Origin of the sequence: Kitasatospora sp. NPDC053057 (assembly GCF_044546945.1) — a bacterium.
Taxonomy (GTDB): Bacteria; Actinomycetota; Actinomycetes; order Streptomycetales; family Streptomycetaceae; genus Kitasatospora.
Genome location: NZ_JBITZP010000005.1, coordinates 68,207 through 91,631 on the forward strand (window position 1 = coordinate 68,207; position 23,425 = coordinate 91,631).

Here is a 23,425-nt window from a genome sequence, read left to right on the forward strand (position 1 = left end):
CGATTGGTCGACTGGGGCGAGTAGGACGACTGGGATGACCCGGCGTCCCGTTCGGACTCCTCCCCAGCAGTGCGTGGGCGAAACCATCTGAAACCTGGCGTTTTGTCCGGGTTCCTTGAGGAAGCGGTGGCGTCGAACCTACCCGGCGGGCGGACCGGTCCGGCCCCCGCCGGGTAGCGTCATCCCTGACGGCCGTGGCGGGACCCACGGCGTACCGCCGGACTCGGCGGGTCCGGCGGGGAAGCGGTGGTAGCGACGATGGCGCGGGGCGGAAAGGCCTTCAAGGCCGTGGCCAAGGGCATGGCCGTGGTGGCGAGCGCGGCCGCCGTGATCGAACGGCGCCGACGCGCCGCGATGGCGGCCGACCCGCACGAGCTCCCCGCCCCGGCCCCCGCCGAGGCGCCCGGGCCGGTCCCGGTGCCGCGCGCCGATCCCGCCCCCGCGCCCGCGCCGGTTGCCGCGTCTGCGGCCGAGGCCGTGGCCGTCGTGGCGGTGGCCGAGCCCCGGACACCCGCGACAGCGGCCCCGACGGCCGCGGCCGTCGCACCGCCCGCCCCCACCGCGCACGCCGGACTCGGCCGGGAGTACCACCCCGGCCGGCCCGCCACCCCCGCCGAGGCGGTGCCGTGGGGCCTGCGGGTAGCCGCCGAGTCGACCTGGCGGCTGCTGCTGCTCGGCGCCGCCCTCTACGTCCTCTTCTACGTCGTCGACATGCTGCGGCTGGTCGCCTTCTCGGTGCTGGCCTCGCTGCTGATCAGCGCGCTGCTGGAGCCCTCGGTCTCCTGGCTGCGCCGGCGCGGGGTGCCGCGCTCGCTCGCCGCGGGCGGGGTGTTCCTCAGCGGTCTGGCCGGGATCGGGCTGGTCGGCTGGTTCGTGGTCTGGCAGGTGTCCACCAACCTGCCGGACGTCACCAACCAGGTGAAGACCGGCGTCAACCAGCTGCGGGACTGGATGATCACCGGACCGCTGCACCTGACCCAGCAGCAGATCACCGACTTCGCCAACCAGATCACCAAGGCCATCACCACCAACACCGACCAGCTCACCTCGGCCTCGATCACCGGCGCGCAGATCGCCGTCGAGATCCTGACCTCGCTGTTGATGACCTTCTTCACCACCTTCTTCTTCCTCTACGACGGCGCGAAGATCTGGAACTGGGCGATGCGCGGCCTGCCCCGGCAGTCCCGCTTCGCGATGGCCGGAGCCGGCCCGAAGGCCTGGACGACGCTCACCGCGTACGTGCGCGGCACCGTCTGCGTGGCCTTCATCGACGCGGTCTGCATCGGCATCGGCATCGACCTGCTGGGCGTGCCGCTGGCCATGCCGCTGGCCGTGATCATCTTCCTGGGCGCCTTCGTCCCGCTGGTCGGCGCCCTGGTCACCGGAACGGTCGCGGTCCTGATCGCCCTGGTCACCCAGGGACCGTGGACGGCCCTGATGGTGCTGGTCGTGCTGATCGCGGTGATGCAGGTGGAGAGCCACATCCTCCAGCCGCTCATCCTCGGCCGGGCCGTCCGCGTCCACCCGCTCGGCGTGGTCCTCGGCGTCGCGGCCGGCGGCATCATCGGCGGCATCGGCGGCGCGGTGGTCGCCGTCCCGCTGATCGCCGTCACCAACACCGTGGTCGCCCACCTGCGCCGCCGCAACGAGGCCGGCCAGGAGGTCTTCACCGCCCTCGAAGCCGCCCGCGAAGCCGCCGAACGCACGGCGGCCGCACAACCGGCGGCGGCGGCACAACCGGGAGCGAACCAGCCGGCACAGGCCGCACAACCGGCGGCGGCCCAGCCGGCTGCGGCGGCGGACTAGCGGAGCGCGGACAACGCGGAGGTGAGGGCTGCCGCGATCGCCGGCCCCACCACCGCCCCGGTCGCGATCAGGGCCTCCTGCTCCGCCCAGTGCGACCGCCGCGGCGACGTCCGCCTCGGAGTCAGTGATGGCGCCCGGCCGCCTGCGTGATCTGTCGGCCGTGCCCGCTGACGATCCTTCCGATGTTGTCGAGCGAGGTGTGGTCGTCGTGGGGGCCGTCATCCCAGTAGGACGAGTGCGCGGTGAAGTCGGGGGACCCGCCGTCCACGGCGAAGCGATGGGCGCCGAAGTCGACGCCGGCCGGATCCCGCTTGTACCAGCCGAGGTGTGAGATGTGGTCCCAGGAGGCGGCGCCGACGTAGGTGTGATCGGCCCCCACCGAGAACTCCGAGGCGTGGAACGCATCGGTACCGGGACTGCCGACGAGGATGACGTCGTCGGCCGCGATTCCGGTCGGTTTCTTCGCGGCGAGGCCGACCAGCAGAGAGCCGAAGCTGTGGCCCTGGGCCGTGACGTGGGCCGGTGTGCCCTGGTGCGTGACGCGTTGTCCTTCGAGGAACCTGCGGTAGGCGTCCACGCCGCCCTGGGCGCGACTCGGGTCGCCGGCTTCCGCGAAGCTGAGCGGTGCGTCGTAGCCCAGCCAGGCGATGGATGCCGTGCTGCGCGTCGGGTCGGCACGTTTGGCCGCGTCGTACACGGCCTTGGCCCGGTCCGCGTCACCGCCGCCGATGCGCTGCAGCTTGGTGTCAAGGCCGCCGACCAGCGAGGTGACGTCCTGCGCGGTGTCGGGGTTCCCGAACGAGATGATGCCGCGCCCCTGTCCCTCCCCTCCGACGCCGAGGAGGAAGACCGCCGGTTCCGTCCCGTCGGTCTCGCGCAGCCGCGCAGCGATCCTGCGGTACCCGTTCAGCTTCAGGTCGCCGTTCGGGTCGGACGACCGGCCACCCTTCTCGTATTCGGCGATGAGTCTCGGCAGGAGGATCCGGTTGGCCTGGTTCCTGGCGACGGCGGGGACTCCGTCGCGGTTGCCGACCAGGTCCGGGTGTTCCTGGATCAGCCACTGCTGCTTGTCGGCGGGCAGCGCGTTCCACCAGGAGTTGACCTCGGTCGGCGAGGCATCGTCCTTCGGGACGCTGCCGAGCAGCAGGTTGTCCGGATCGAGAGCGAGGTCGAGCCGGTCGGTGGTGGCGGAGGCCGGGTCGAGGCCCGTGCGATCCTGGGCCCGCCCGGTGTAGTGCTGGAGTCTGGCGGTCAGGGCCTGATCGACGGTCTCGGCCTCGGCCAGGGCGGTGGAGATGCGGTTGGCGAGCGTCGTGGCCGTGTGTTCGCAGCTCTTCCGGTATTCAGGGTCGTGCTGCTCGGCGTAGCCGCCGGGCGGCCAGGAGACGGTGCCGCGGGCGTCGACGGACATGCCGGCCGTCTGCACGTCGGCCAGCGCCTTGCGCAGCGCGGATTGGGCGAGAGCCAGCGCGTCGGCCCCGGTACGGATGCTCCTGCCGATCTGCCCGATCTCGCTGTGGGCGGCCTTCAGCTCGCTGGTGCTGCGGCGCAGTGCCGGGCGGGCCGCGTCGGCGGAGGGCCCGGACCAACTGATGGCCGCGATGCGGCCGTCGACGCCGTCGCGCCACTTCTCCAGGTGCTGCTCAAGGGCGCGCCGGGTCTTGTCGTAGGCGTCGGCGGCTGCGTAGAGGTTGTCGAGGTCGGTGTCGCGCAGGGCAGCGAGGTCCACGCGGGCGGCCCCTAACCGAAGTGCAGAACGAAGTTCTGCTTCTGTTGCGCGGTCGGGCCGGTGGTGGTCCGGGTGTCCGGGCCGAACGCTGTGCTGATCCGCTGGTCGGCGCTGTCGTACCCGAGGCCCGCGTCGATCAGGCCCTGGCCCTGCCCTCGCATCGTCGCGTGCAGGTCGTTCAGCAGGGTGTTCCAGGCGCCGGTACAGGCGCCGAGCGCGGTGCCGCACTGGAGCTCGGACAGTCCCGTCACAGATCGGTGCGACGCCTCGACTAGAGCTTTGAGGTCACCTGGGATCTGGCCCGCCGTTTCGACGGCCGTGCTCCCGGTCTGCTGGAGTTCGTACGGGGCGACCTGGAAGCCCCCGCAGTTTTCCGGATGGTCGGACACCTCGGGCCCTCCCCCTCGGACCGAATGTCGTGTACGGATCGCCTTGCACTGTAGCGGAGTTGGGCATGCCGAGGGCGCGGAAAACGCCGATGGGCCCCTCCGGCAAGCGGAGGGGCCCATCGGGGCGTGCGGGGTGCGTCAGGCGTTGACGGCGGCGAGGGCGGCCTCGGAGTCGAGGACGCCGGCCACGGCCTGCAGCACGGCGGCGATCTTCATCGAGGCCTGGATGACCTCGCGCTCGACGCCGGCCTTGCGCAGGACGGCCTCGTGCGAGTCGAGGCACTGGCCGCAGCCGTTGATGGCCGAGACCGCGAAGCACCAGAGCTCGAAGTCGACCTTCTCGACGCCCGGGGTGCCGATGATGTTCATCCGCAGACCGGCCCGCATCGTGCTGTACTCCTTGTCGGAGAGCAGGTGCAGCGTCCGGTAGTAGACGTTGTTCATCCCCATGATCGCGGCCGCGCCCTTGGCGGCGGTGTACGCCTCCGGGGAGAGGTTGGCCTTGGCCTCGGGCTCCAGCTCGCGCAGCAGGCCGGGGCTGCGGGTGGCCATCGCGCAGGACAGCACGGTGCCCCAGAGCTGCTGGGCGGGGAGGTCGGAGTTGCCGATGACCGAGCCCAGGTTGAGCTTGAGGTCCTTGGCGTAGTCCGGGAGGGCGGCCTTCAGGTCGTCGAGAGCCATGGGTCAGCCCGCCAGCAGGGCCTGGGCGTCGAGGGTGTCCTCGCCCTTGTTCCAGTTGCAGGGGCACAGCTCGTCGGTCTGCAGGGCGTCCAGCACCCGCAGGACCTCCTTGGGGTTACGGCCGACGGAGCCGGCGGTCACCATGACGAACTGGATCTCGTTGTTCGGGTCGACGATGAACACGGCGCGCTGGGCGGTGCCGTCCTCGCCCTCGACGCCGCAGGCGCGCATCAGGTCGTGCTTGATGTCGGCCAGCATCGGGAAGGGCAGGTCGCGCAGGTCCTTGTGGTCCTTGCGCCAGGCGTGGTGCACGAACTCGGAGTCGCCGGAGACGCCGAGGATCTGGGCGTCACGGTCAGCGAACTCCTCGTTCAGCTTGCCGAACGCGGCGATCTCGGTCGGGCAGACGAAGGTGAAGTCCATCGGCCAGAAGAAGACGATCTTCCACTTGCCCTCGTAGGTCTTGTGGTCGATGTCGGCGAAGGCGCTCGCGGCGTCCAGGTCGACACAGGCCTTGAGGTCGAACTCGGGGAACTTGTCACCGATCGTGAGCACGTTCGCTTCTCCAGAACATGAGACTGAGGGGAGTTTTGTCCGGATTCCGGACACGCTCAACAATTCCACATCGTGGACTGATCAGGGAAATAGCTACACTGGATGTGTCTGATCGGAGATTGCTATCAGTACCGAACCGCCCACGTCCCGGCCCGGCCCCCGCAGGGGCGCCGCCGTCAAACCCGAGCCGGCTGTGGGGAGCGCCACAGTCCGCAGCCCGCGCACCCCGACCGTCGCCCAGCTCAGGGCCTTCGTCGCGGTGGCCGAGCACCGGCACTTCCGGGAAGCCGCCGCCACGACCGGGACCAGCCAGCCGGCGCTGTCCGGGGCGGTCGCGGCGCTGGAGGAGTCGCTGGGCGCGCAGTTGGTCGAGCGTACGACGCGCAAGGTGATGGTCACTCCCCTAGGGGAGCGTGTGCACGAGCACGCGCGCCGGGTGCTCGCCTCACTGCAGGCCCTCACCGAGGAGGTCGAGGCCGCCCGCCGCCCGTTCACCGGGCCGCTGCACCTCGGGGTGATCCCGACCGTCGCGCCGTACCTGCTGCCCATCGTGCTGCGGCTGGTCCGCGACCGCTTCCCCGAGCTGGAGCTGCGCGTCCACGAGGAGCGCACCCCCTCGCTGCTGGAGGGCCTGGCCGCCGGGCGCCTGGACGTCCTGCTGCTGGCGCTCCCGGCCGGCGGGGCCTCGCCGACCCGGGACATTCCGCTGTTCGACGAGGACTTCGTCCTGGTCACCCCGCCCGGGCACCCGCTCGCCGGGCGGATCGACGTCCCGCGAGACGTGCTGCTCGACCTGGAAGTGCTGCTGCTGGAGGAGGGTCACTGCCTGCGCGACCAGGCCCTCGACATCTGCCGCGAGGTCGGCGCCGACCCGGCCGGCTCCACCACCCGGGCGGCCGGCCTGTCCACCCTGGTCCAGCTCGTCGCCGGGGGCCTCGGGGTGACCCTGCTGCCGGCCACCGCGCTGGACGTGGAGGCCGGGCGCACCGACCGGCTGGCCGCCGTCCGCTTCGCCGCCCCCGCGCCCGGCCGCCGGATCGGGCTGGCCACCCGCCCGGGCTCGGCCCGCAGCGCCGAGTACGAGCGCTTCGCCGCGGCGCTGCGCGAGGTGCTGGCCGAGCTGCCGGTCCGGATCGTCGGCGGAGAGGACAAGGAAGAGGGCGGGAAGGGGGACGAGGGGGAGGGCTAGGGGGCCTGCCGGCCCGGCGCCTCGCCGAGGCAGAGCCCGACCGTGGTCGCCACCAGGACGTCCAGCGCCTCCAGGGTCTCCGGCTCGGGCTGTTCGCCCGGGTGGCACCGGATCAGGTGGCGGGCCGTCAGGCCGTCGAAGCCGCTGAGGAAGTGGACCGCGATCCGGTCGACGGGCGCGGCCAGGGTCAGTCCGTGGGCGGCCGCGAGGGTGCTGATCATCTCGGTGGCAGTGCCCTCGATCGCGCACTGCAGCCCGAGCATGATCTCCCGCACGTCCGGGTCGCGCATCGCCAGCGTCTCGAACTCGCTCAGCAGCACGCAGCGCCCTTCCTCGCCGGTGGCGGCGTCCCAGAGCGCGTGCACCAGGGTGCGGACCTGTTCGCCGAACGGGCCGTCGCCGGGGGAGGCGGCGCGGACCTGGCCGATGAACTGGGCGGCGACCTCCTCGACGACGGCCCGGTAGAGGTCCTTCTTGGTGCCGAAGGTGTAGTGCACCGTCGCCTGTGCCACGCCCAGCTCGGCCGCGATGGCGCGGGTGCTGGCGGCGGCGACCCCTTCCCGGGTCATCAGGTCGATCGCGGCCCGGACCAGCTGCGGTCGGCGTTCGGAGGCGGGGACATGAGCCATCCAGCCAGGGTAGCGCCATGGTCGGGCAACTGCGTCGACTGATTTTGTCGCCCAACTTTGTCACCTGACAAAGTTGGGTCTACCGTGGGAGGGGTTCGCTCAGGCAACCGCCTGTCCGCCGACCGCACGCGAGGGGTCAGACCTTGGCCACGTACCTGTACCGACTGGGCCGCCACTGCTTCCGGAGAAGGCGCGCCGTGCTGGCCGTCTGGATCGCGCTGCTGATCGCGATCGGCGGGGCCGCGGGCGCCTTCGCGGGCAAGACCAGCGACGAGTTCAAGGTCCCGGGCACCGAGGCGCAGGCCACCCTGGACCGGATCAAGGGCACCTTCCCGGAGCAGGGCCACGGCTCCGCGCAGGTGGTCTTCGCCGCCCCGGCGTCCGGCGGCATCGCCTCGCCCGAGGCGACCAGGGCGGTCGGCGAGGCCGTCGGCCGGATCGCCCACGTCCCCGGCGTGGCCGCGGTGCCCGACCCGTACGCCACCGGCGCGGTCTCCCCGGACGGGAAGGTCGCGATCGCGCTGGTCTCCTTCGACCACAAGCTCGCCGACGTTACCGACCAGCAGCGCGACGCCGTCAAGGCCGCGGCCGAACCGGCCCGCGCGGCCGGACTGGACGTGGCCTTCGGCGGCGACGCGTACAACAGGTTCGCGCAGATCGAGGGCGGCTCCGAGGCGATCGGCCTGGTGGTGGCCGGGGTGGTGTTGGTGATCACCCTCGGCACCCTGGTGGCCGCCGGGCTGCCGCTGTTGACCGCGCTGGTCGGTGTCGCCGCGGCCATGGCCGGACTGCTGGCGCTGACCGGCTCGTTCGAGATCATCACCACCGCGCCGGTGCTGGCGCTGATGGTCGGCCTCGCGGTCGGCATCGACTACGCGCTGTTCATCCTGTTCCGCTACCGCCGCCACCTGGACGAGGGCCTGGAGCCGGAGGAGTCCGCCGCCCGGGCCACCGCGACCGCCGGCAGTGCCGTCGTCTTCGCCGGCCTGACCGTGGTGGTGGCGCTCGCCGGACTCGCCGTCGCCGGCGTCCCGTTCCTCACCGTGATGGGCCTGGCCGCCTCCGGCGCCGTCGTGGTGGCCGTCCTGGTCGCGATCACGCTGCTGCCCGCGGTGCTCGGCTTCACCGGCCGCGCGATCGACCGGCTGCCGGTCTGGAAGCGGGCGCTGACCACCCACGGCAAGGTCACCACGGGCGAGCGCTGGGCCCGCTTCGTGGTCCGCCGTCCGCTGACCGTCCTGCTGGTCGGCCTGGCCGGGCTCGGCGCCATGGCGGTGCCCGCCGCGAGCCTGAACCTCGGCCTGCCGGGCGGCGGCTCACAGGCCGTCGGCACGGACGGCCGCAAGGCGTACGACCTGGTCAGCGACAGCTTCGGCCCGGGCTTCAACGCGCCGCTGGTGGTGGTCGTGGACGCCCACGGCACCCCGCGGCCGGAGCAGGCGGTGCAGGGCGTGGCGGCCGAGCTACAGGGGCTGAAGGGTGTGCAGACCCTGCTGCCGCCGAAGGTCGACCGGGCCAGCGGAACCGCCCTGGTGCCGGTCATCCCGAAGACCGGCCCGGACGACGAGGACACCAAGGCGCTGGTCAACGAGATCCGCGACCAGCGCGCCGGGCTCGAATCCGCGACCGGCGCGAGCATCGCCGTCACCGGCACCACCGCCGCCAACATCGACGTCTCCACCAAGCTCGGCCAGGCCCTGCCGCCGTTCGTCGCGGTGATCGTCGGCATCGCGCTGGTGCTGCTCGCGCTGGCCTTGCGCTCGGTGCTGGTACCGCTCAAGGCGGTGCTGGGCTTCCTGCTCAGCATCCTGGCCTCGCTCGGCGCGGTGGTCGCGGTCTACCAGTGGGGCTGGCTGGACGGCCTGATCGACGTGCCCAAGGTCGGCCCGGTGGTCAGCTTCGTGCCGATCCTGCTGGTCGGCGTGCTGTTCGGGCTGGCGATGGACTACGAGCTGTTCCTGGTCTCCGGGATGAAGGAGCAGTACGTCCACGGCAAGGCCCCGCGAGAGGCGGTCGTCGGCGGGGTGAAGGGCGGCGCCCGGGTGGTCACGGCGGCCGCGCTGATCATGATCTCGGTGTTCGGCGCCTTCGTGCTCGGCCACGACCCGATCGTCCAGCCGATCGGCTTCGCCCTCGCGGTGGGCGTGCTGGTGGACGCCTTCGTGGTGCGGATGGCGCTGGTGCCGGCCGCGATGGCGCTGTTCGGCAGGGCGGCCTGGTGGTTCCCCAAGCCGCTGGAGAAGGCCGTGCCGAAGGTCGACATGGAGGGCGAGCAGCTGATCGCCCGGCTGGAGGAGGAGCGGCGGGAGGCGAGGCAGCCCGCCGGGGTCTGAGCCTCGGTCACGCACGCGCCCGGCGGGAGCACCTCCTGCCGGGCGCGCGGCTGTTCCACGGGCCGGACAGCGGCTTCACGGACAGCGCGCCTACTTCACCGGCAGGACGGCGGTCTGGGGCAGCCGCTGCTCGAACCAGACCACCTTGCCGGTGCCCAGCCGGGTCGCACCCCAGCGGTCCGCGCACCGGGCCACTATCTGCAGCCCGCGCCCGCGTTCGTCCTCCGGACCGGTACGGCGCGGGCGCGGCAGCAGCGGGCTGTCGTCGCCGACCTCGCAGCGCAGCCGGGTGGTGCGCACCAGGCTGAGGGTGACCGGCCGGGTCGCGTGCTGGACGGCGTTGGTCACCAACTCGCTGACCATCAGTTCGGTCGCCTCGCTCAGCTCGTCCAGCCCCCAGCGACGCAGCGTGTGCGCGGCCAGCCGGCGGGCCCGGCTGGGCGTCTCGTTGCGCGGCTGCAGGTACCAGTGGGCGACGTCCCCGGCCGGGATGCCGTCGAAGCAGGCGCCCAGCAGGGCGATGTCGTCGCCGCGGTCCCCGGGCGGCAGGATCCGCAGCGCCTCCTGGCACAGCTGCTCGGGGGACTGCCAGCGGGCAGCCGCGATCCGTGCGCGGAGCACCTCCAGGCCGTCGCTGAGCGGGCGGGTGCGGGTCTCCACCAGGCCGTCGGTGAACAGCAGCAGGGCCGATCCGGGCGGGGCGGGCAGTTCGACGGAGTTGAAGTCCACCCCGCCGACGCCGATCGGCGCCCCGGAGTCCAGCTCCACCAGCTCGGCCGTGCCGTCCGGGCGGACCAGCACCGGCGGGACGTGCCCGGCGTTGGCCAGCACCACCCGGTTGGCGATCGGGTCGTACACCGCGTACACGCAGGTGGCCAGGTGCTGTTCGCGGCCGAGCCGCTGGGCCTGCTCGTCCAGGTGGTAGAGCACCTCGTGCGGGGGCAGGTCGAGCGCGGCCAGGGTCTGGGCGCTGGTGCGCAGTTGGCCCATGATGGCGGCCGAGGTGAGCGAGTGGCCCATCACGTCGCCGACGATCAGGGCGACCCGGTTGCCGGGCAGCGGCACCGCGTCGTACCAGTCGCCGCCGACCTGCGCGCCGCGTTCGCCGGGCAGGTAGCGCTGGGCGAGCCGGACGCCGTGCGACTGCGGCAGGCGCAGCGGCAGCATGCTGCGCTGGAGTTCGTTGGCTATCTCCCACTCGCGGGCGTACCGCAGCGCGGTGTCCACCGCCAGCCCGGCCTGGGTCGCCAGGTGTGCGGCGGTCGCGGTGTCGGCGGGGTCGAAGGCCGGGCGGCCGGTGCGTTCAGGGGGCCGGCGGATCAGCACCAGCAGACCGAGGACGGCCTTGCGGCCGCGCAGCGGCAGGGCGACGACCGAGGTGCCGGGGGCCAGCCGGGCCAGCCCGCGGGTGCCGTACAGCTCGCGCAGCAGCGCCTCGGTGCGCTCGGCGGCGGGCGTGCCGAGGACGGCCGACTCGGCGGGGCGGCGGCTCAGCAGGATGTGCGCCAGCGCGCCGCCGCGGGTGACCGGGGTGGCCGGGCCGGTGTCGGCGGTCGACCGGGAGCCGTACCGGGAGCGGTGCCGGTCGTCCGCGCCGCTCTTGCGGCCGCGTCGGCCGATCCGGGTGCCGGTGCTGTGGTGGATCCGCAGCTCCTCCGGGAAGCCGGGTTCGCGCTCGACGTTGGGCAGCGGATCGCGCAGGTGGACCACGGCGGCGTCGGCGAGGGTCGGGACCAGCACCCGGCCGATGTTGCGCAGGGTCGCGGCCAGGTCGAGGGCGCTGTTGATCCGCCGGGTCGCCGCGTCGAGGTAGGCGAGGCGGTCCGCCACCCCGTTCGCCGCCCCGGCGCGGTCCGGCCGTGCCGTCGGCGGCTTCGCCGGGGCCGGCACCCGGGCCGGGAGCTGGCGGCGCTGGCCCGGGACGGCGGACGGCGGCTCCGCCTCGGTCTTGAGCTGGTCGCGCACGGCTGCCTGTCCTGGATTCGGTGTGGTCGGGAGGTGTGGTCGGTGAACTGGTCTGGTCCTCTGGTCGATCAGCCGACGCGTCGACAGCACAGGAACAGCTGTTCCTCCGGCGGCAGCGTGGTACTGGCCGGCGCGTACGGATGCCCCGAGCACTCCTCGACGGCGAAACCGGCGGCGACCAGGACCCGCTCCAGATCCTCCCTCAGATACCCACTGATCCGCAGCTCTCTGCCAAGGAACGGAAGCGGAACGTGATCCAGGTCCGCCTCGACCATACCGAGGGCCAGCAGTCCGCCCGGCCGCAGGAGTTCGCGTAGCCGACCGAGCACGGTCGGGATCTCGTCCTGCGGCAGCAGGATCAGGGAGAAGAACGCGGTGACGGCGGCGAAGGTGCCGTGGCCCGCCGGGCCGAGCCCGGGGACGCCCCAGACCCGGTCGGCGCGTTCGGTGGCCAGATCGTACAGGTCGATCCGATAGAAATCGGGCGGGTGCGGGCCGGGGTGGTTCGCCTGACGGGCCAGCGCGAGCATCACGTCCGAGAGGTCCGTCCCGGTCACCCGCAGCCCGCCGGCGGTCAGCTGGCGGACGGTCGGCTCGCCGGTGCCGCAGCCAATGTCCAGCACCCGGGCCCCGGCTTCGAGCGCCGTGAGCAGCTGCTTCCCGCACTCCAGCTGCCCGTCCTTGGCGGGGAAGGCCTCGCCGTACCCGGCGCCGATGGTGTCGAAGGCGACCGCCTGCAGGGCCCGCGCCGCACGGCGCCGCCGCACGTCGGGTTCGTCGTCGTCGGCGTCCTCGCCGACCGGGAACGCATCGGATATCTGTCCGGTCGTCACCCGGTTTCTCCCAGGAAGCCCTGGGCGTCGGCCCGGGGAGGAATGGGTCCTTGGGACGGAGCCGCGCAGCGGCGGAGGCCTCTTCGGCGCATGCTCTGATCTGGTCTCTCATCCGTTGTCAGTGGGGCGTTGTAGGTTGGGCGTTATGACGACAGCTGGCGAGGCTGGGCATGCTCGGTACACCTATCGGCTGCGTGTGTCGTCCACCGCCCTCGCGCAGCTCAACGCCGAGTGGGGACGGTGCCGGTGGGTGTGGAATGAGTGCGTGGGAATGTCCCGCAAGGTCCACCTGCTGAACAAGAACGCCACCGAGAAGACCACCTGTGGGCCCGCGCAGCTCGACAAGATGCTGACCGAGGCCCGCGCCGCGATGGCGTGGCTCCGCAAGGGGGCGTCGGTGCCGCAGCAGCAGGTGATCCGGGACTTTGCCAAGTCTCGCGCCAAGGCGTTGAAAGACATCAAGGCAAACCTGCCGATGCGTCAGCGCTCGGGTATGCCCAGGCGCAAGAAGCTCAAGGACGACCGGCCTTCGCTGAACTACACGCAGCGGGGCTTCCGCCTCAAGGGCGGTCGCCTGCACCTTGCGGGCGGTGTCGTGCTGGCGGTGGTGTGGTCTCGTGATCTTCCGTCCACGCCGTCGAGCGTGCGCGTCTACCAGGACAGTCTGGGGCACTGGTACGCCTCGTTCGTCGTCGCGACCGAGACGGAACCGCTGCCCGCGACCGGCAAGGTGATCGGCATCGACTGGGGCGTAAAGGAGACCGCCACCACCACGTCTGACGCCCACGACCTTCCGCATGCCCAGCACGGGAAGAACGCTTCCGCCGCGCTGGCGAAGTACCAGCGGCGCATGGCCCGACGCCGACCCCCGAAGGGGAAGCCCGCATCGAAGGGCTACCGCCGGGCGCAGCGTCAGGCCGCGAAGCTGCACAAGAAGGTCGCCCGGCAGCGCCAGGACACGGGGCGCAAGTGGGCGAAGAGCGTGGTTCTCGACCATGACCACATAGCGGTGGAGGACTTCCGCCCGAAGTTCCTTGCCAAGACCACCATGGCCCGCAAGGCCGCCGACGCCGCGATCTCCGCGACCAAGGCCGCGCTGATCGAGATGGGCCGCAAGCACGGCCGGATCGTGCACCTGATCCACCCCGCGCACACAACGATGGACTGCGCGCACTGCGGGGCGAGAGCCAAGCACCGCATGCTCCTCTCCGAGAGAACGTACACGTGCACCGCGTGCGGAACCTCGTCCCCCAGGGACAAGAACTCCGCCCGCGTGATGCTCGTCCGGGCTGGTCTCAACCCGGCTAGTGCTGATCTTGTAAGCCCTGCCACCTGCTAGGTGTCAGGCGAAGTGAGCTAGGAATCCCCCTCGCTCGCGAGGGGGAGGATGTCAAGTTGAGAGGCACCCTTCCACCCGTGGCCTCCGGTCGGCTCCTGCGCAGCCTCGCGGGCCGCTGCCGGTGGCGGTACGTCACGCTCCCCGCATCACACCGACGGACCGCACCCCGACGCGTTGCCGGCAGACACTCGTGTGCGTACTGGCATCTGAGAATATGCGCGATCACTGCGCCATGGGGTCCCTTTCCAGCCAACTCGTCGTGCTTGGGCCGATGTGGCCCGGGTTCATGGAAGCACTACGGTGCGGGCGGGGTGGTGCGCCGGGCCCCGCACGCCGGATGACGCGCCTGGGCGGCGGCCCTGACCTGCGGTTTCTCCAGTCCGCAGGCTGACAATCGGACGTTTATCGAACGTCAATCGGCGGAGTGCACAGTTGAGTCCAGCGCCGGGGAAGCGTTGAGGGCGCTCCCGCAGCCGGGGGGCTGCGGGAGCGCCGACGCGCAGATCGGGGGAGGTGCTCCGAGGGGAGCGGAGGCCTTACGGCGCGGGGGGGAGAAGAGAAGGGCTCGGTGTGCTGTCGGGAGATGAGGTCCGCCACGGGGGAGGCCTCCGGCACACCGAGCCGCGTGAAGATCGCGTGCGCCTCCTGGAGACAGGCCAGCCCACGGGCCGGCTGGGCCAGGGCCAGGAGCGCCTCGCCGAGCGCGGCGTTGGCCAGGCCCTGGCAGTAGGCGGAGTCCAGCTCCTGGGCGATCGCCAACGACTCGCCGGCCGCCTCGGCCGCCTCGGTGGGCTGCTCGGCGACGAGCAGGGCGGAGGCGAGACGGGCCAGGGTATAGCCCTCCCAGAGCGGGTTGCGCTGGGACTGGTAGAGCTGATGGGCCTCGCGCAGGTGCGGGACGGCCTCGGCGCTGGAGAGCACCACGCCGAGTTGGTAGAGGGTCTGGGCGAGCAGCGGGCCGTTGTTGGACGTCCGTGCGGCGGCGACGCCCTCGCCGGCGGACCGGATCGCCGTGTCGGTCATGCCGAGCCGGTGCTGCACCCGGGCCATGTTGCTGACGATCCGCGCCTCGCCGATCGACGTACCGACCGCCCGGTTGCTGGCGTGCGCCTGCTCCAGGAACGGCAGTGCCTCGGCCGGACGGTTGTTCATGTTCAGGATCACACCCAGCATGTTGGCTGTGGCCAGGAACAGGACGGTCGGCTCGTCCGGATTCTGGTGATCCAGACTCCGGCGGAAGGAGTGCTCGGCCCCCTGGAAGTCGCTGGTGGCGGACTGCAGCGTGCCGAGGGCGAAGTACACCCGCGCGATCCCGGCGGGGTCGTCACGGAGCTGGGCATCCTCGGCTATGGCCGCGAGCACGGGGAGTGCCCGTGGTCCGCGAGTCGGGTCCGGGTCGATGCTGAACAGGTAGTTGAGCAGATCGACGGCCGCCCGTTGCAGGGTGCTGGGGCCGCTCGCGGCGGCCTCGACGGCACTGAGCAGCAGGGCTCCCTCAGTCCGGAGCCAGTCCTGCGCGGCCTGGTTCGTCGACAGGTGGAGCCCCGGCGATGTGAACGTGGTCAGCAACTCGGGCAGAGGATCATCGGGTTCGATGACCTGGGCCGCGTTGCGGACGGTCGGGATCAGCAGGTCGAGCAGTCGCCGTACCGCACGCTCCTGCTCCCCAGTGTCTCCGATCCGTTCGTTCTGGCGCTGGGCGTAGAGCCGGAGCAGGTCGTGGTATCGGTAGCGGCCCGGGGTGAAGCACTCCAGCATGTTCGCCTCGACGAGTGCCTCGGTGAGGTCCTCGGCCGTGTACTCGTCCACGCCGAGCAGCGCCGCGGCGGCCGCCAGCGGAATGTCGGGGGAGTCGATCAGGGCGAGCAGCCGAAAGGCGCGGGCCTCGTCCACCGACAGCTGTCCGTAGCCGAGCCCGATGGTGGTCTCCACGGCGAGGTTGCCGAGCTGGAGTTCGTCCAGGCGCCGGCGCTGGTCCGCTAACCGACTGGCCAGGTCGGAGACGCTCCAGCGCGGACGGCTGGCGAGCCGGGCGGCGGCGATGCGGACGGCAAGGGGCAGGAAGCCGCAAGCGGTGATGACCTTCATCGCAGCGTCGGGTTCGGCAGTGACCCGGTGTTCGCCGACGATGGCCGAGAAGAGAGCCAGTGCCTCGGCCGGAGTCAGCTCTTCGACATCGAAGAGCTGGGCGCCGGGGATGCCGGCCAGCCGAGAACGGCTGGTGGCGAGGACGGCGCAGCCGGAGACCCCGGGGATCAGCGGTCGGATCTGCTCGGCGTCACGCGCGTTGTCGAGCAGGATCAGCATCCGCCGACTGGCGAGCAGCGAACGGTAGAGCGCGGCGCGCTGTTCCAGAGAGTCGGGACTGTCGGTGACGCCGAGCGCGTGCAGGAAGTCCCCCAGGACGACCACCGGGTCGGCCGGCGAGGCGCCGGCTCCGCGCAGGTCGACGTACAACTGCCCGTCCGGGAACTCGGCACGGACACGGTGGGCCACGTGCACCGCCAGGGTGGTCTTCCCAACCCCGCCGATACCGGCCAGCGAGGTCACCACCACGGCCTGGCCGGTGGCGTTCATCAGGACTGTCGAGAGGTCGCCCACCAGCTCACTGCGACCGCTGAAGTCCGATACGTCGGCGGGAAGTTGGGCTGGCGCCGGAGGTGTGGTCGGACCGTCCTCGCGAGCGACGGGGGTAGGAGCGGGGGCGGCCGGGACGGCGAGTGTCGGATCGGCGGCCAGGATGCGGTTGTGCATCGAGGACAGGCCGACGCCCGGCTCGACCCCGAGCTCCTCGATGAGCAGTTTGCGGGTGTCGGTGTAGACGCCGAGCGCCTCGGCCTGCCGTCCACAGCGGTACAGTGCCAGCATCAGCAGCTCGCGCAGGCGTTCGCGCAGCGGGTGCTCGGCGGTCAGGTTGTTGAGCTCGCCGACGATCTCGGCGTGCAGTCCGACGTCAAGGGCAGCGGCGCACAGTTCCTCGGAGGCGGCGACCTGGCGCTCGGCCAGCCGCAGCCGCTGGGCGTCGGCGTACGGGCCGGGGATGCCGGTGAGCGGACGGCCGGTGAACAGGTCCAGCGCCTGAGTCAGCAGCCGATGTGCCTCGTTCTTGTCACCCGAGGTGCGGGCCGTCGCGGCCTCGGCGGAAAGCCGTTCGAAGACGGAGAGGTCAAGGGCCTCGCCCGGAATGCGCAGGGCGTAGCCGTCGGCGACCGAGACCAGCAGCTCGGCGGGGCGCCGGACCTCCCGCTGAGGCTCGATGACCGAACGCAGGCGGGAGATGTACGTGCGGAGCGCTGCCACGGCCTGGGTCGGAGGCCGCTCGCCCCAGAGTGCGTCGACCAGGTCCTGCGTGGTGACCGGGCGTCCGGAATGCAGCAGAAGGGTGGTCAGAACGGCCTGTTGCTGGGGGGAACCGAGGGCGAGGGGCTTGCCATCGAGCCAGGCCTGGACCGGACCGAGGACTTGGAAGCGCAGCGCAGGGACCTGCGGCGTCTCCCGAAACTCCATGAAGTCCCCCGATGGCCTGTGGTGTCGATTCCGTGAAAGGGCGCTCGGCGGTCCGCCGTGGTGCTTCAGCTTAGGCGGACGCCCGACTCTGCCGGACGGCACCGCAAGCCGCACGATGTTTATCGGACATTTAATCAACCCTACGATACTGTCCGCGCGCCCGCGCCACGGAGGTCGGGCTGAACACATTTGATGACCGAAAGGCGGCCGCCCAATGGCCAACGACCAGAGCGAGACCCCGGTGGCGTCGACGCCCGAGAACGCGGGGCAGACCGGCACCCCGGCCGCCGCTGTGGAGGCGGGCAAGGCTGTCGAGGGCGCGGTCACCGCGTCCTCGAACCCGGCCGGATACACCGCGCCGACCGACGCCGACAAGACCGCGTTCGAGAACGGTCCGTTCGGTGACGAGGGTGAGTACATAGACGAGCCCGCCGGCGAGCCGGGCGGTCCGCGCAAGCCGGAGAGCGTCATCGGCGGCCACCCGTAAGTCGTTCCGGATCAGTGCCCCCGCGCCCCCGTCCGGGCACGGGGGCACTGTCGTGATGTGCGCGCCAATTCGTGTGCGGGTGCATCGGTGGCCGATTCCCGTCCCCGGTGCACGCATGGTGACCGGGGTCGTCCGTAACGTGCCCGGCGGCGCCCCCGAAGCGTTCCGGAATTCCGGATTCACCGGGGGGATTACCGGGCGCCCGAATGCCATGGTTTGCGTGGTTTTCGCCGCAATTAGCGGGGCTGATCGCATTCAGCCGAATCGCGGGGCTCGGGGGCGGGCGAGACGTGGTCGGGTTCGGCGGTCCATTCGCGGCCGCCGTGCTCGGGGCGCAGGTAGTGCTCGCCGCCGATGGTGTCCATGTAGATGCCGGTGCGTCCGGTCCTGCGGTCGAGGACGAGTTCACCCACGTGTGGCCGGTAGGCCGGGGCGTTGCGCTGTCGGATGGTCACCGCACTGCTCCTTCGCTCCGTCAGCGACTGGCAGACATCTCTAGAGAAGCTAATATCTCTAGAGATGTCAACGGTCGTATCTCCTTACCGGCGACCGCGGGCGCGCCTACGATTGTCCGAGGGAGAGGGAGCGGCGATGACCGGCAGCAGTGGCGACAAGCAGCCCAAGTACCAGCGGATCGCCGACTCCCTGAAGGCGGCCATCGACACCGGCCGCTACCGCGCGGGCGACCGGCTGCCCGGCGAGAACGACCTCATGGACGAGTACGGCGTGGCCCGGATGACGGCCCGCCAGGCGCTGGGCGTGCTGCAGAGCGAGGGCATCGCGGAGGCCCGCAAGGGCGCCGGGGTGTTCGTCCGGGACTTCCGGCCCCTGCGCCGGCGCGGCATCCAGCGGCTGGCGCAGGGGCAGTGGGGCTCCGGGCGGTCGATATGGTCGGCGGACATCGACAACCGCAGCCTGGTGGTCGACCAGGTGTCCGTCACCGAGCGGGGCGCGCCCGAGCACGTGGCCAGGGTGCTCGGGGTGGAACCGGGCATCCCGATGTGCGTGCGGCACCGCCGCTTCGTCCTGGACGGCAAGCCGGTGCTGCTCTCCACCTCCTACCTGTCGGCCGTCCTGGTCGCAGGCACCGCGATCACCCGCGAGGACACCGGCCCCGGCGGCACCTACGCCCGCCTGGCCGAGATCGGCGCCAAGCCCGTCCACTTCCGCGAGGAGGTCCGCTCCCGGATGCCCACCGCGGAGGAGGCCGCCCGCCTCGAACTCTCCGCCGGCACCCCGGTCATCCTGATCTGCCGCACCGCCTTCGCCGACGAGGGCCAGGTCGTCGAACTCAACGAGATGATCCTCGACGCCGCCTCCTACGTCCTCGAGTACGACTTCGACGCCTGATCGCCTGATCGCCTGATCGGCTGGTCAGCTGATCGGCGCCGCGAACGCCGCTGCCCCGGTCGCGGGGCGCGACCGGGGCAGCTCACGAAGCCGGGAGGGGTTACTCCTTGGAGCGGATCCGGAGGTTGGTGATCAGGGGGCCCTCGGTGGTCTCGCGGAAGAAGTCGTTGCCCTTGTCGTCGACGACGATGAAGGCCGGGAAGTCCTCGACCTCGATGCGCCAGACGGCCTCCATGCCGAGTTCGGCGTACTCCAGGACCTCGACCTTCTTGATGCAGTCCTGGGCGAGGCGGGCGGCGGGGCCGCCGATGGAGCCGAGGTAGAAGCCGCCGTGCGCGGCGCAGGCGTCGGTGACCTGCTTGCTGCGGTTGCCCTTGGCGAGCATGACCATGGAGCCGCCGGCGGCCTGGAACTGGTCGACGTAGGAGTCCATCCGGCCGGCCGTGGTGGGGCCGAAGGAGCCGGAGGCGTAGCCCTCGGGGGTCTTGGCCGGGCCGGCGTAGTAGACCGGGTGGTCCTGGAGGTACTTGGGCATGCCCTCGCCGGCGTCCAGGCGCTCCTTGATCTTGGCGTGGGCGATGTCGCGGGCGACGACGAGCGTGCCGGTGAGCGAGAGCCGGGTCTTGACCGGGTACTTCGACAGCTCGGCGCGGATCGCGGACATCGGCTGGTCGAGGTCGACGCGCACCACGTCGTCGTCGAGGTGCTCGTCGGTGGTGTCCGGCAGGTACTTCGCCGGGTCGGTCTCCAGCTGCTCCAGGAACACGCCCTCGGCGGTGATCTTGCCCAGCGCCTGGCGGTCGGCGGAGCAGGAGACGGCCATCGCGACCGGCAGCGAGGCGCCGTGGCGGGGCAGCCGGACCACGCGCACGTCGTGGCAGAAGTACTTGCCGCCGAACTGGGCGCCGATGCCGATCTTCTGGGTCAGTTCGGTGACCTTGGCCTCCAGCTCCAGGTCCCGGAAGCCGTGGCCGGTCTTGGCGTTGCCGGAGGTCGGCAGGTTGTCCAGGTAGTGCGCCGAGGCGTACTTGGCGGTCTTGAGCGCGAACTCGGCGCTGGTGCCGCCGATCACGATGGCCAGGTGGTACGGCGGGCAGGCGGCGGTGCCGAGCGAGCGGATCTTCTGCTCCAGGAACGAGAGCATGCTCGCCTCGTTCAGGATGGCCTTGGTCTCCTGGTACAGGTACGACTTGTTGGCGGAGCCGCCGCCCTTGGCCATGAACAGGAACTTGTACGCGTCGCCGTCGGTGGCGTACAGCTCGATCTGGGCCGGCAGGTTGTTGCCGGTGTTCTTCTCGTCCCACGTGGTCACCGGCGCCATCTGGGAGTAGCGCAGGTTGAGCTTGGTGTACGCGTCGTACACGCCGCGCGCGATGGCGGACTCGTCCGCGCCGGAGGTCAGCACGTTCTGGCCGCGCTTGCCCATGACGATCGCGGTGCCGGTGTCCTGGCACATCGGGAGGATGCCGCCGGCCGAGATGTTGACGTTCTTCAGCAGGTCGAGCGCGACGAAGCGGTCGTTCGGGCTGGCCTCCGGGTCGTCCAGGATGCGGCGCAGCTGGGCGAGGTGGGCGGGGCGCAGGTAGTGCGAGATGTCGTGCATCGCCTCGGCCGTGAGCAGGCGCAGCGCCTCGGGCTCGACCTGGAGGAAGGTGCGGCCGCCGGCCTCGAAGGTGGAGACACCCTCGGAGGTGAGCTTGCGGTACGGGGTCGGGTCAGCGCCCAGGGGGAGCAGGTCGCTGTACTCGAAGTCTGGCGTGGGAGCCATCGGGGCGGTCCTTAGGTGTCCAGTGGTCCGGCTGCGTCGGCGAAGCACCATCCAGGGTAGGACCCGGTCGCGGCGGGCACGCGGACAGGTCAGCCTTGCGTGACCGGGCTCACTCGGGCAGGAGTGCGAGCCACTAGGCTTGGGCCGTGGACAACTCGCCGTCGCAGGACGATCCGGGGCAGCCGCCGGTGCCGGCGCCCGTGCCCCTGACCAAGCCCGAACTCAAGCCGCAGTCCGAGCCCGTGGCCGCGCCGCGGCCGTCGACCGCCCCGGTGGCGGACGCGGAGATGCGGGTCTCGGACGCCGACCGCGAGCGGATCGCGGAGCTGCTGCGGGACGCCTACGCCGAGGGGCGCCTGGACGCGGAGGAGCATGCGGAGCGGATCGGGGCCGCGTACGCCGCCAAGACCTTCGGTGACCTGGTCCCGCTGACCCGGGACCTGCCAGCCCACCGCTCGGTGTCCTTCGACAAGCCGCCGCTGGGCGCCCAGGAGCCCGCCTCCGCGCCGACCAGGCCGCTGCCGCCCGCGCGGCACGAGGCGCCGTCCGTGGTGGCGATCTTCGGCGGTGCGGCCCGCAAGGGCCGCTGGCGGGTCGGCTCGCACCTGACGGCCTTCACGGCGTTCGGCGGGGTGGACATCGACCTCACGGACGCCGTGTTCGAGTCCCCCGAGGTGGAGATCTCGGTGACGGCGATCTTCGGCGGGGTGGAGATCCGGGTGCCGGAGAACGTGAGCCTGCTCGGCTCGGGAGTCGGCATCTTCGGCGGCTTCGACGTCCGGGAGCAGACCGCGGCGGACCCGTACGCTCCGGTCGTGCGGGTCAAGGGCGTTGCCCTGTTCGGCGGTTGCAACGCCAAGCCGCGCCGGGGCAAGAAGCTCAAGGAGTGGGTGCGCAAGCAACTCGGTACGGAATAGCCCGAATTGACCTGTCGAGTGCCCGGCTGGGGATCAACTCCCGGTCGGGCATTCGATGTTGTGTCCGGTGCACTCCGTAGTCGATTGCGTGCAGTGTGCATGAATCGCGGCCGGACGGGGTAGTTCCTTCCGCACATCGCTTCTCGTACGGCTGTGCACCGGAGGCGGCCCAGTGGCCGTCCCGGGCGTTGGACAGCGGGGGCTCGCAGCCGGGCGGGGGAGCGGGGTTCCCCGTGTCCGAGAGCCTCGTCAGGAGTACGGCCGTGCTGCATCCGATCGAGTCCCGCACCACCTCGCCAGTCGCCGCCGCCCAGTTGCTGGAGCGTCGTCCGGCCGTCCGCCCCCAGCCGCAGCCCCCGGGCGGCACGGCGGGTACGGCCGCGGGCGAGGACAATCCGTGGCACACCGGTGCGGCCTGTCGGCGGGACGAGGCGGGGCTGTTCTTCGCGCCCTCGAAGGAGCCGACGGCGGCCCGGCTGTCGCGCGAGGAGCAGGCCAAGCAGGTGTGCGCCCGCTGCCCGGTGCTGCTGGAGTGCCGTGAGCACGCGCTGGCCCAGCCCGAGCCGTACGGGGTCTGGGGCGGGCTGACGGCCGCCGAGCGGCGGGTGGTGCTGGCCCGGCGGCGCCGCCGCGACGCGGAGCTGCGCGAGGCGGCCGGGGTGGCCACGGCCGGGCGCCGGATAGCCGGTTGACGGCGGGCCGAAGACCGGGCCGAGGACCGGACCGAGAACCGGGCCGAGGGCCGGACCGAGAACCGGCCGAAGCCGGGCCGGCGGCCGGTACGGCGGTCGGCCGGAAAAGCCTCGCGGCCTCGGCGGAGGGGGATTCCGCCGAGGCCGCGTGGTGAGCCGGTCGGGTCCGGTCAGTTGGCGCGGTCGAAGTCGATCGCGCTGTAGGCCCGCAGCTTCGACAGCTTGTGGACGGAGTTGATCTCCCGGATCGTGCCGCTCTTGGAGCGCATCACCAGCGAGCTGGTGGTGGCGGTCTCCGAGCGGTAGTGCACGCCGCGCAGCAGCTCGCCGTCGGTGATGCCGGTGGCGACGAAGAACACGTTCTCGCCGCTGACCAGGTCGTTGGTGGTGAGCACCCGGTCCAGGTCGTGCCCGGCGTCGAGGGCCTTCTGCCGCTCGGCGTCGTCCTTGGGCCACAGCCGTCCCTGGATCACGCCGCCCATGCACTTCATCGCGCAGGCCGCGATGATGCCCTCCGGGGTGCCGCCGACGCCCATCAGCAGGTCCACGCCGGTGCCCTCGCGGGCGGCCATGATGGCGCCGGCCACGTCGCCGTCGGAGATGAACTTGATCCGGGCGCCCGCTTCGCGGATCTCCCGGACCAGGCCGTCGTGGCGCGGGCGGTCGAGCACGACCACCGTGACGTCCTCGACGGCGCTGCCCTTGGCCTTGGCGACCCGGCGGATGTTGACGGCCGCCGGGGCGGTGATGTCGACGAACTCGGCGGCCTCCGGGCCGGCCACCAGCTTGTCCATGTAGAACACGGCGCTGGGGTCGAACATGGTGCCGCGGTCGGCCACGGCCAGCACGGCCACCGCGTTGTTCATGCCCTTGGCGGTCAGCGTGGTGCCGTCCACCGGGTCGACCGCGACGTCGCACTCGGCGCCGGTGCCGTCGCCGACCCGCTCGCCGTTGTAGAGCATCGGGGCTTCGTCCTTCTCGCCCTCGCCGATGACGACCACGCCGTTCATCGAGACGGTCGAGACGAGGGTGCGCATCGCCTTGACGGCGGCACCGTCCGCGCCGTTCTTGTCGCCTCGGCCGACCCAGCGGCCGGCGGCCATCGCGGCCGCCTCGGTGACCCGGACGAGCTCGAGCGCGAGGTTCCGGTCCGGGGCCTCGGGTGCGACCTCCAGGGCACTGGGAAGGTGGTGCGGGTACTGCGTGGTCATCGTCGTTACCTCTCTGTACGCGACGGCCAGTGAGCGCCCGACTAC

At 71.6% G+C, this 23,425-nt stretch carries 19 protein-coding genes; 8 read left to right on the forward strand and 11 right to left on the reverse strand.

The features are described from left to right. Window positions 1-258: 258 nt before the first annotated feature. Entirely contained in the window at window positions 259-1,806 is a 1,548-nt protein-coding gene (locus tag ACIG5E_RS08160; protein WP_396532360.1) for an AI-2E family transporter, read from the forward strand. A 121-nt stretch (window positions 1,807-1,927) separates the two neighbouring features. Here ACIG5E_RS08160 and ACIG5E_RS08165 read toward each other — a convergent pair whose 3' ends face one another. The 4 genes from ACIG5E_RS08165 to ACIG5E_RS08180 form a co-directional block, all read right to left on the reverse strand. Next, window positions 1,928-3,535 carry an alpha/beta hydrolase gene (locus ACIG5E_RS08165; protein ID WP_396532361.1) on the reverse strand — a complete coding sequence of 536 codons (1,608 nt, stop codon included), beginning with the start codon at window positions 3,533-3,535 and terminating at the stop codon, window positions 1,928-1,930. Window positions 3,536-3,546: 11 nt separating this feature from the next. Next, window positions 3,547-3,786 carry a hypothetical protein gene (locus ACIG5E_RS08170; RefSeq protein ID WP_396532363.1) on the reverse strand — a complete coding sequence of 80 codons (240 nt, stop codon included), beginning with the start codon at window positions 3,784-3,786 and terminating at the stop codon, window positions 3,547-3,549. 276 nt (window positions 3,787-4,062) lie between these two features. Beyond that, a complete protein-coding gene (locus ACIG5E_RS08175) occupies window positions 4,063-4,605 on the reverse strand; it encodes an alkyl hydroperoxide reductase (RefSeq protein ID WP_270144495.1) in 543 nt (180 codons plus the stop codon). Window positions 4,606-4,608: 3 nt separating this feature from the next. Next, on the reverse strand, window positions 4,609-5,160 hold the full coding sequence (locus tag ACIG5E_RS08180; protein ID WP_396532364.1) for a peroxiredoxin: 552 nt from the start codon (window positions 5,158-5,160) through the stop codon (window positions 4,609-4,611). A 193-nt stretch (window positions 5,161-5,353) separates the two neighbouring features. On the opposite strand from ACIG5E_RS08180, the gene ACIG5E_RS08185 reads away from it, so the two are divergent. Beyond that, window positions 5,354-6,349 (forward strand): LysR substrate-binding domain-containing protein, encoded by a 996-nt coding sequence (locus tag ACIG5E_RS08185; RefSeq protein WP_396532366.1) that lies wholly within the window; start codon window positions 5,354-5,356, stop codon window positions 6,347-6,349. Here ACIG5E_RS08185 and ACIG5E_RS08190 read toward each other — a convergent pair. Next, the gene (locus tag ACIG5E_RS08190; protein WP_396532367.1) at window positions 6,346-6,978 is read right to left on the reverse strand and encodes a TetR/AcrR family transcriptional regulator; all 633 of its coding nucleotides are present in this window, start codon (window positions 6,976-6,978) and stop codon (window positions 6,346-6,348) included. The two genes, ACIG5E_RS08185 and ACIG5E_RS08190, sit on opposite strands and share 4 nt — an antisense overlap. Window positions 6,979-7,121: 143 nt before the next feature. Between ACIG5E_RS08190 and ACIG5E_RS08195 the strand changes: the two genes are divergently transcribed. Next, a complete protein-coding gene (locus ACIG5E_RS08195; protein ID WP_396532368.1) occupies window positions 7,122-9,311 on the forward strand; it encodes an MMPL family transporter in 2,190 nt (729 codons plus the stop codon). 90 nt (window positions 9,312-9,401) lie between these two features. On the opposite strand, the gene ACIG5E_RS08200 is transcribed toward ACIG5E_RS08195, so the two are convergent. Together ACIG5E_RS08200 and ACIG5E_RS08205 are read right to left on the reverse strand one after the other, a co-directional pair. Beyond that, entirely contained in the window at window positions 9,402-11,276 is a 1,875-nt protein-coding gene (locus ACIG5E_RS08200; RefSeq protein ID WP_396532369.1) for a SpoIIE family protein phosphatase, read from the reverse strand. Between the two features lie 68 nt (window positions 11,277-11,344). Beyond that, window positions 11,345-12,109, reverse strand: a complete 765-nt coding sequence (locus ACIG5E_RS08205) for a class I SAM-dependent methyltransferase (protein ID WP_396532370.1) — start codon at window positions 12,107-12,109, stop codon at window positions 11,345-11,347. Window positions 12,110-12,254: 145 nt separating this feature from the next. On the opposite strand from ACIG5E_RS08205, the gene ACIG5E_RS08210 reads away from it, so the two are divergent. After that, window positions 12,255-13,448, forward strand: a complete 1,194-nt coding sequence (locus ACIG5E_RS08210; RefSeq protein ID WP_396532371.1) for an RNA-guided endonuclease InsQ/TnpB family protein — start codon at window positions 12,255-12,257, stop codon at window positions 13,446-13,448. A gap of 402 nt (window positions 13,449-13,850) precedes the next feature. Here ACIG5E_RS08210 and ACIG5E_RS08215 read toward each other — a convergent pair whose 3' ends face one another. After that, the gene (locus tag ACIG5E_RS08215) at window positions 13,851-16,955 is read right to left on the reverse strand and encodes an AfsR/SARP family transcriptional regulator (RefSeq protein WP_396532372.1); all 3,105 of its coding nucleotides are present in this window, start codon (window positions 16,953-16,955) and stop codon (window positions 13,851-13,853) included. A 214-nt stretch (window positions 16,956-17,169) separates the two neighbouring features. Here ACIG5E_RS08215 and ACIG5E_RS08220 point away from each other — a divergent pair, with 214 nt between their 5' ends. Continuing rightward, a complete protein-coding gene (locus ACIG5E_RS08220) occupies window positions 17,170-17,442 on the forward strand; it encodes a hypothetical protein (RefSeq protein ID WP_396532373.1) in 273 nt (90 codons plus the stop codon). Window positions 17,443-17,678: 236 nt separating this feature from the next. On the opposite strand, the gene ACIG5E_RS08225 is transcribed toward ACIG5E_RS08220, so the two are convergent. After that, complete coding sequence (locus ACIG5E_RS08225; RefSeq protein WP_396532374.1) at window positions 17,679-17,897, reverse strand: hypothetical protein; 219 nt, start codon at window positions 17,895-17,897, stop codon at window positions 17,679-17,681. A 136-nt stretch (window positions 17,898-18,033) separates the two neighbouring features. On the opposite strand from ACIG5E_RS08225, the gene ACIG5E_RS08230 reads away from it, so the two are divergent. Further along, window positions 18,034-18,792 (forward strand): GntR family transcriptional regulator, encoded by a 759-nt coding sequence (locus ACIG5E_RS08230; RefSeq protein ID WP_396532375.1) that lies wholly within the window; start codon window positions 18,034-18,036, stop codon window positions 18,790-18,792. Between the two features lie 100 nt (window positions 18,793-18,892). Here the strand turns inward: ACIG5E_RS08230 and ACIG5E_RS08235 are convergent, their stop codons facing one another. Further along, window positions 18,893-20,560: a fumarate hydratase gene (locus tag ACIG5E_RS08235; protein WP_396532376.1), complete on the reverse strand. Its 1,668-nt coding sequence runs from the start codon at window positions 20,558-20,560 to the stop codon at window positions 18,893-18,895. Between the two features lie 146 nt (window positions 20,561-20,706). On the opposite strand from ACIG5E_RS08235, the gene ACIG5E_RS08240 reads away from it, so the two are divergent. Together ACIG5E_RS08240 and ACIG5E_RS08245 are read left to right on the forward strand one after the other, a co-directional pair. Next, window positions 20,707-21,477 carry a DUF1707 domain-containing protein gene (locus ACIG5E_RS08240; RefSeq protein ID WP_396532377.1) on the forward strand — a complete coding sequence of 257 codons (771 nt, stop codon included), beginning with the start codon at window positions 20,707-20,709 and terminating at the stop codon, window positions 21,475-21,477. A 314-nt stretch (window positions 21,478-21,791) separates the two neighbouring features. Next, window positions 21,792-22,169 (forward strand): WhiB family transcriptional regulator, encoded by a 378-nt coding sequence (locus tag ACIG5E_RS08245; protein WP_396532523.1) that lies wholly within the window; start codon window positions 21,792-21,794, stop codon window positions 22,167-22,169. A gap of 170 nt (window positions 22,170-22,339) precedes the next feature. Here the strand turns inward: ACIG5E_RS08245 and glpX are convergent, their stop codons facing one another. Further along, the gene (gene glpX / locus ACIG5E_RS08250) at window positions 22,340-23,380 is read right to left on the reverse strand and encodes a class II fructose-bisphosphatase (protein ID WP_033347645.1); all 1,041 of its coding nucleotides are present in this window, start codon (window positions 23,378-23,380) and stop codon (window positions 22,340-22,342) included. Window positions 23,381-23,425 lie beyond the last annotated feature (45 nt).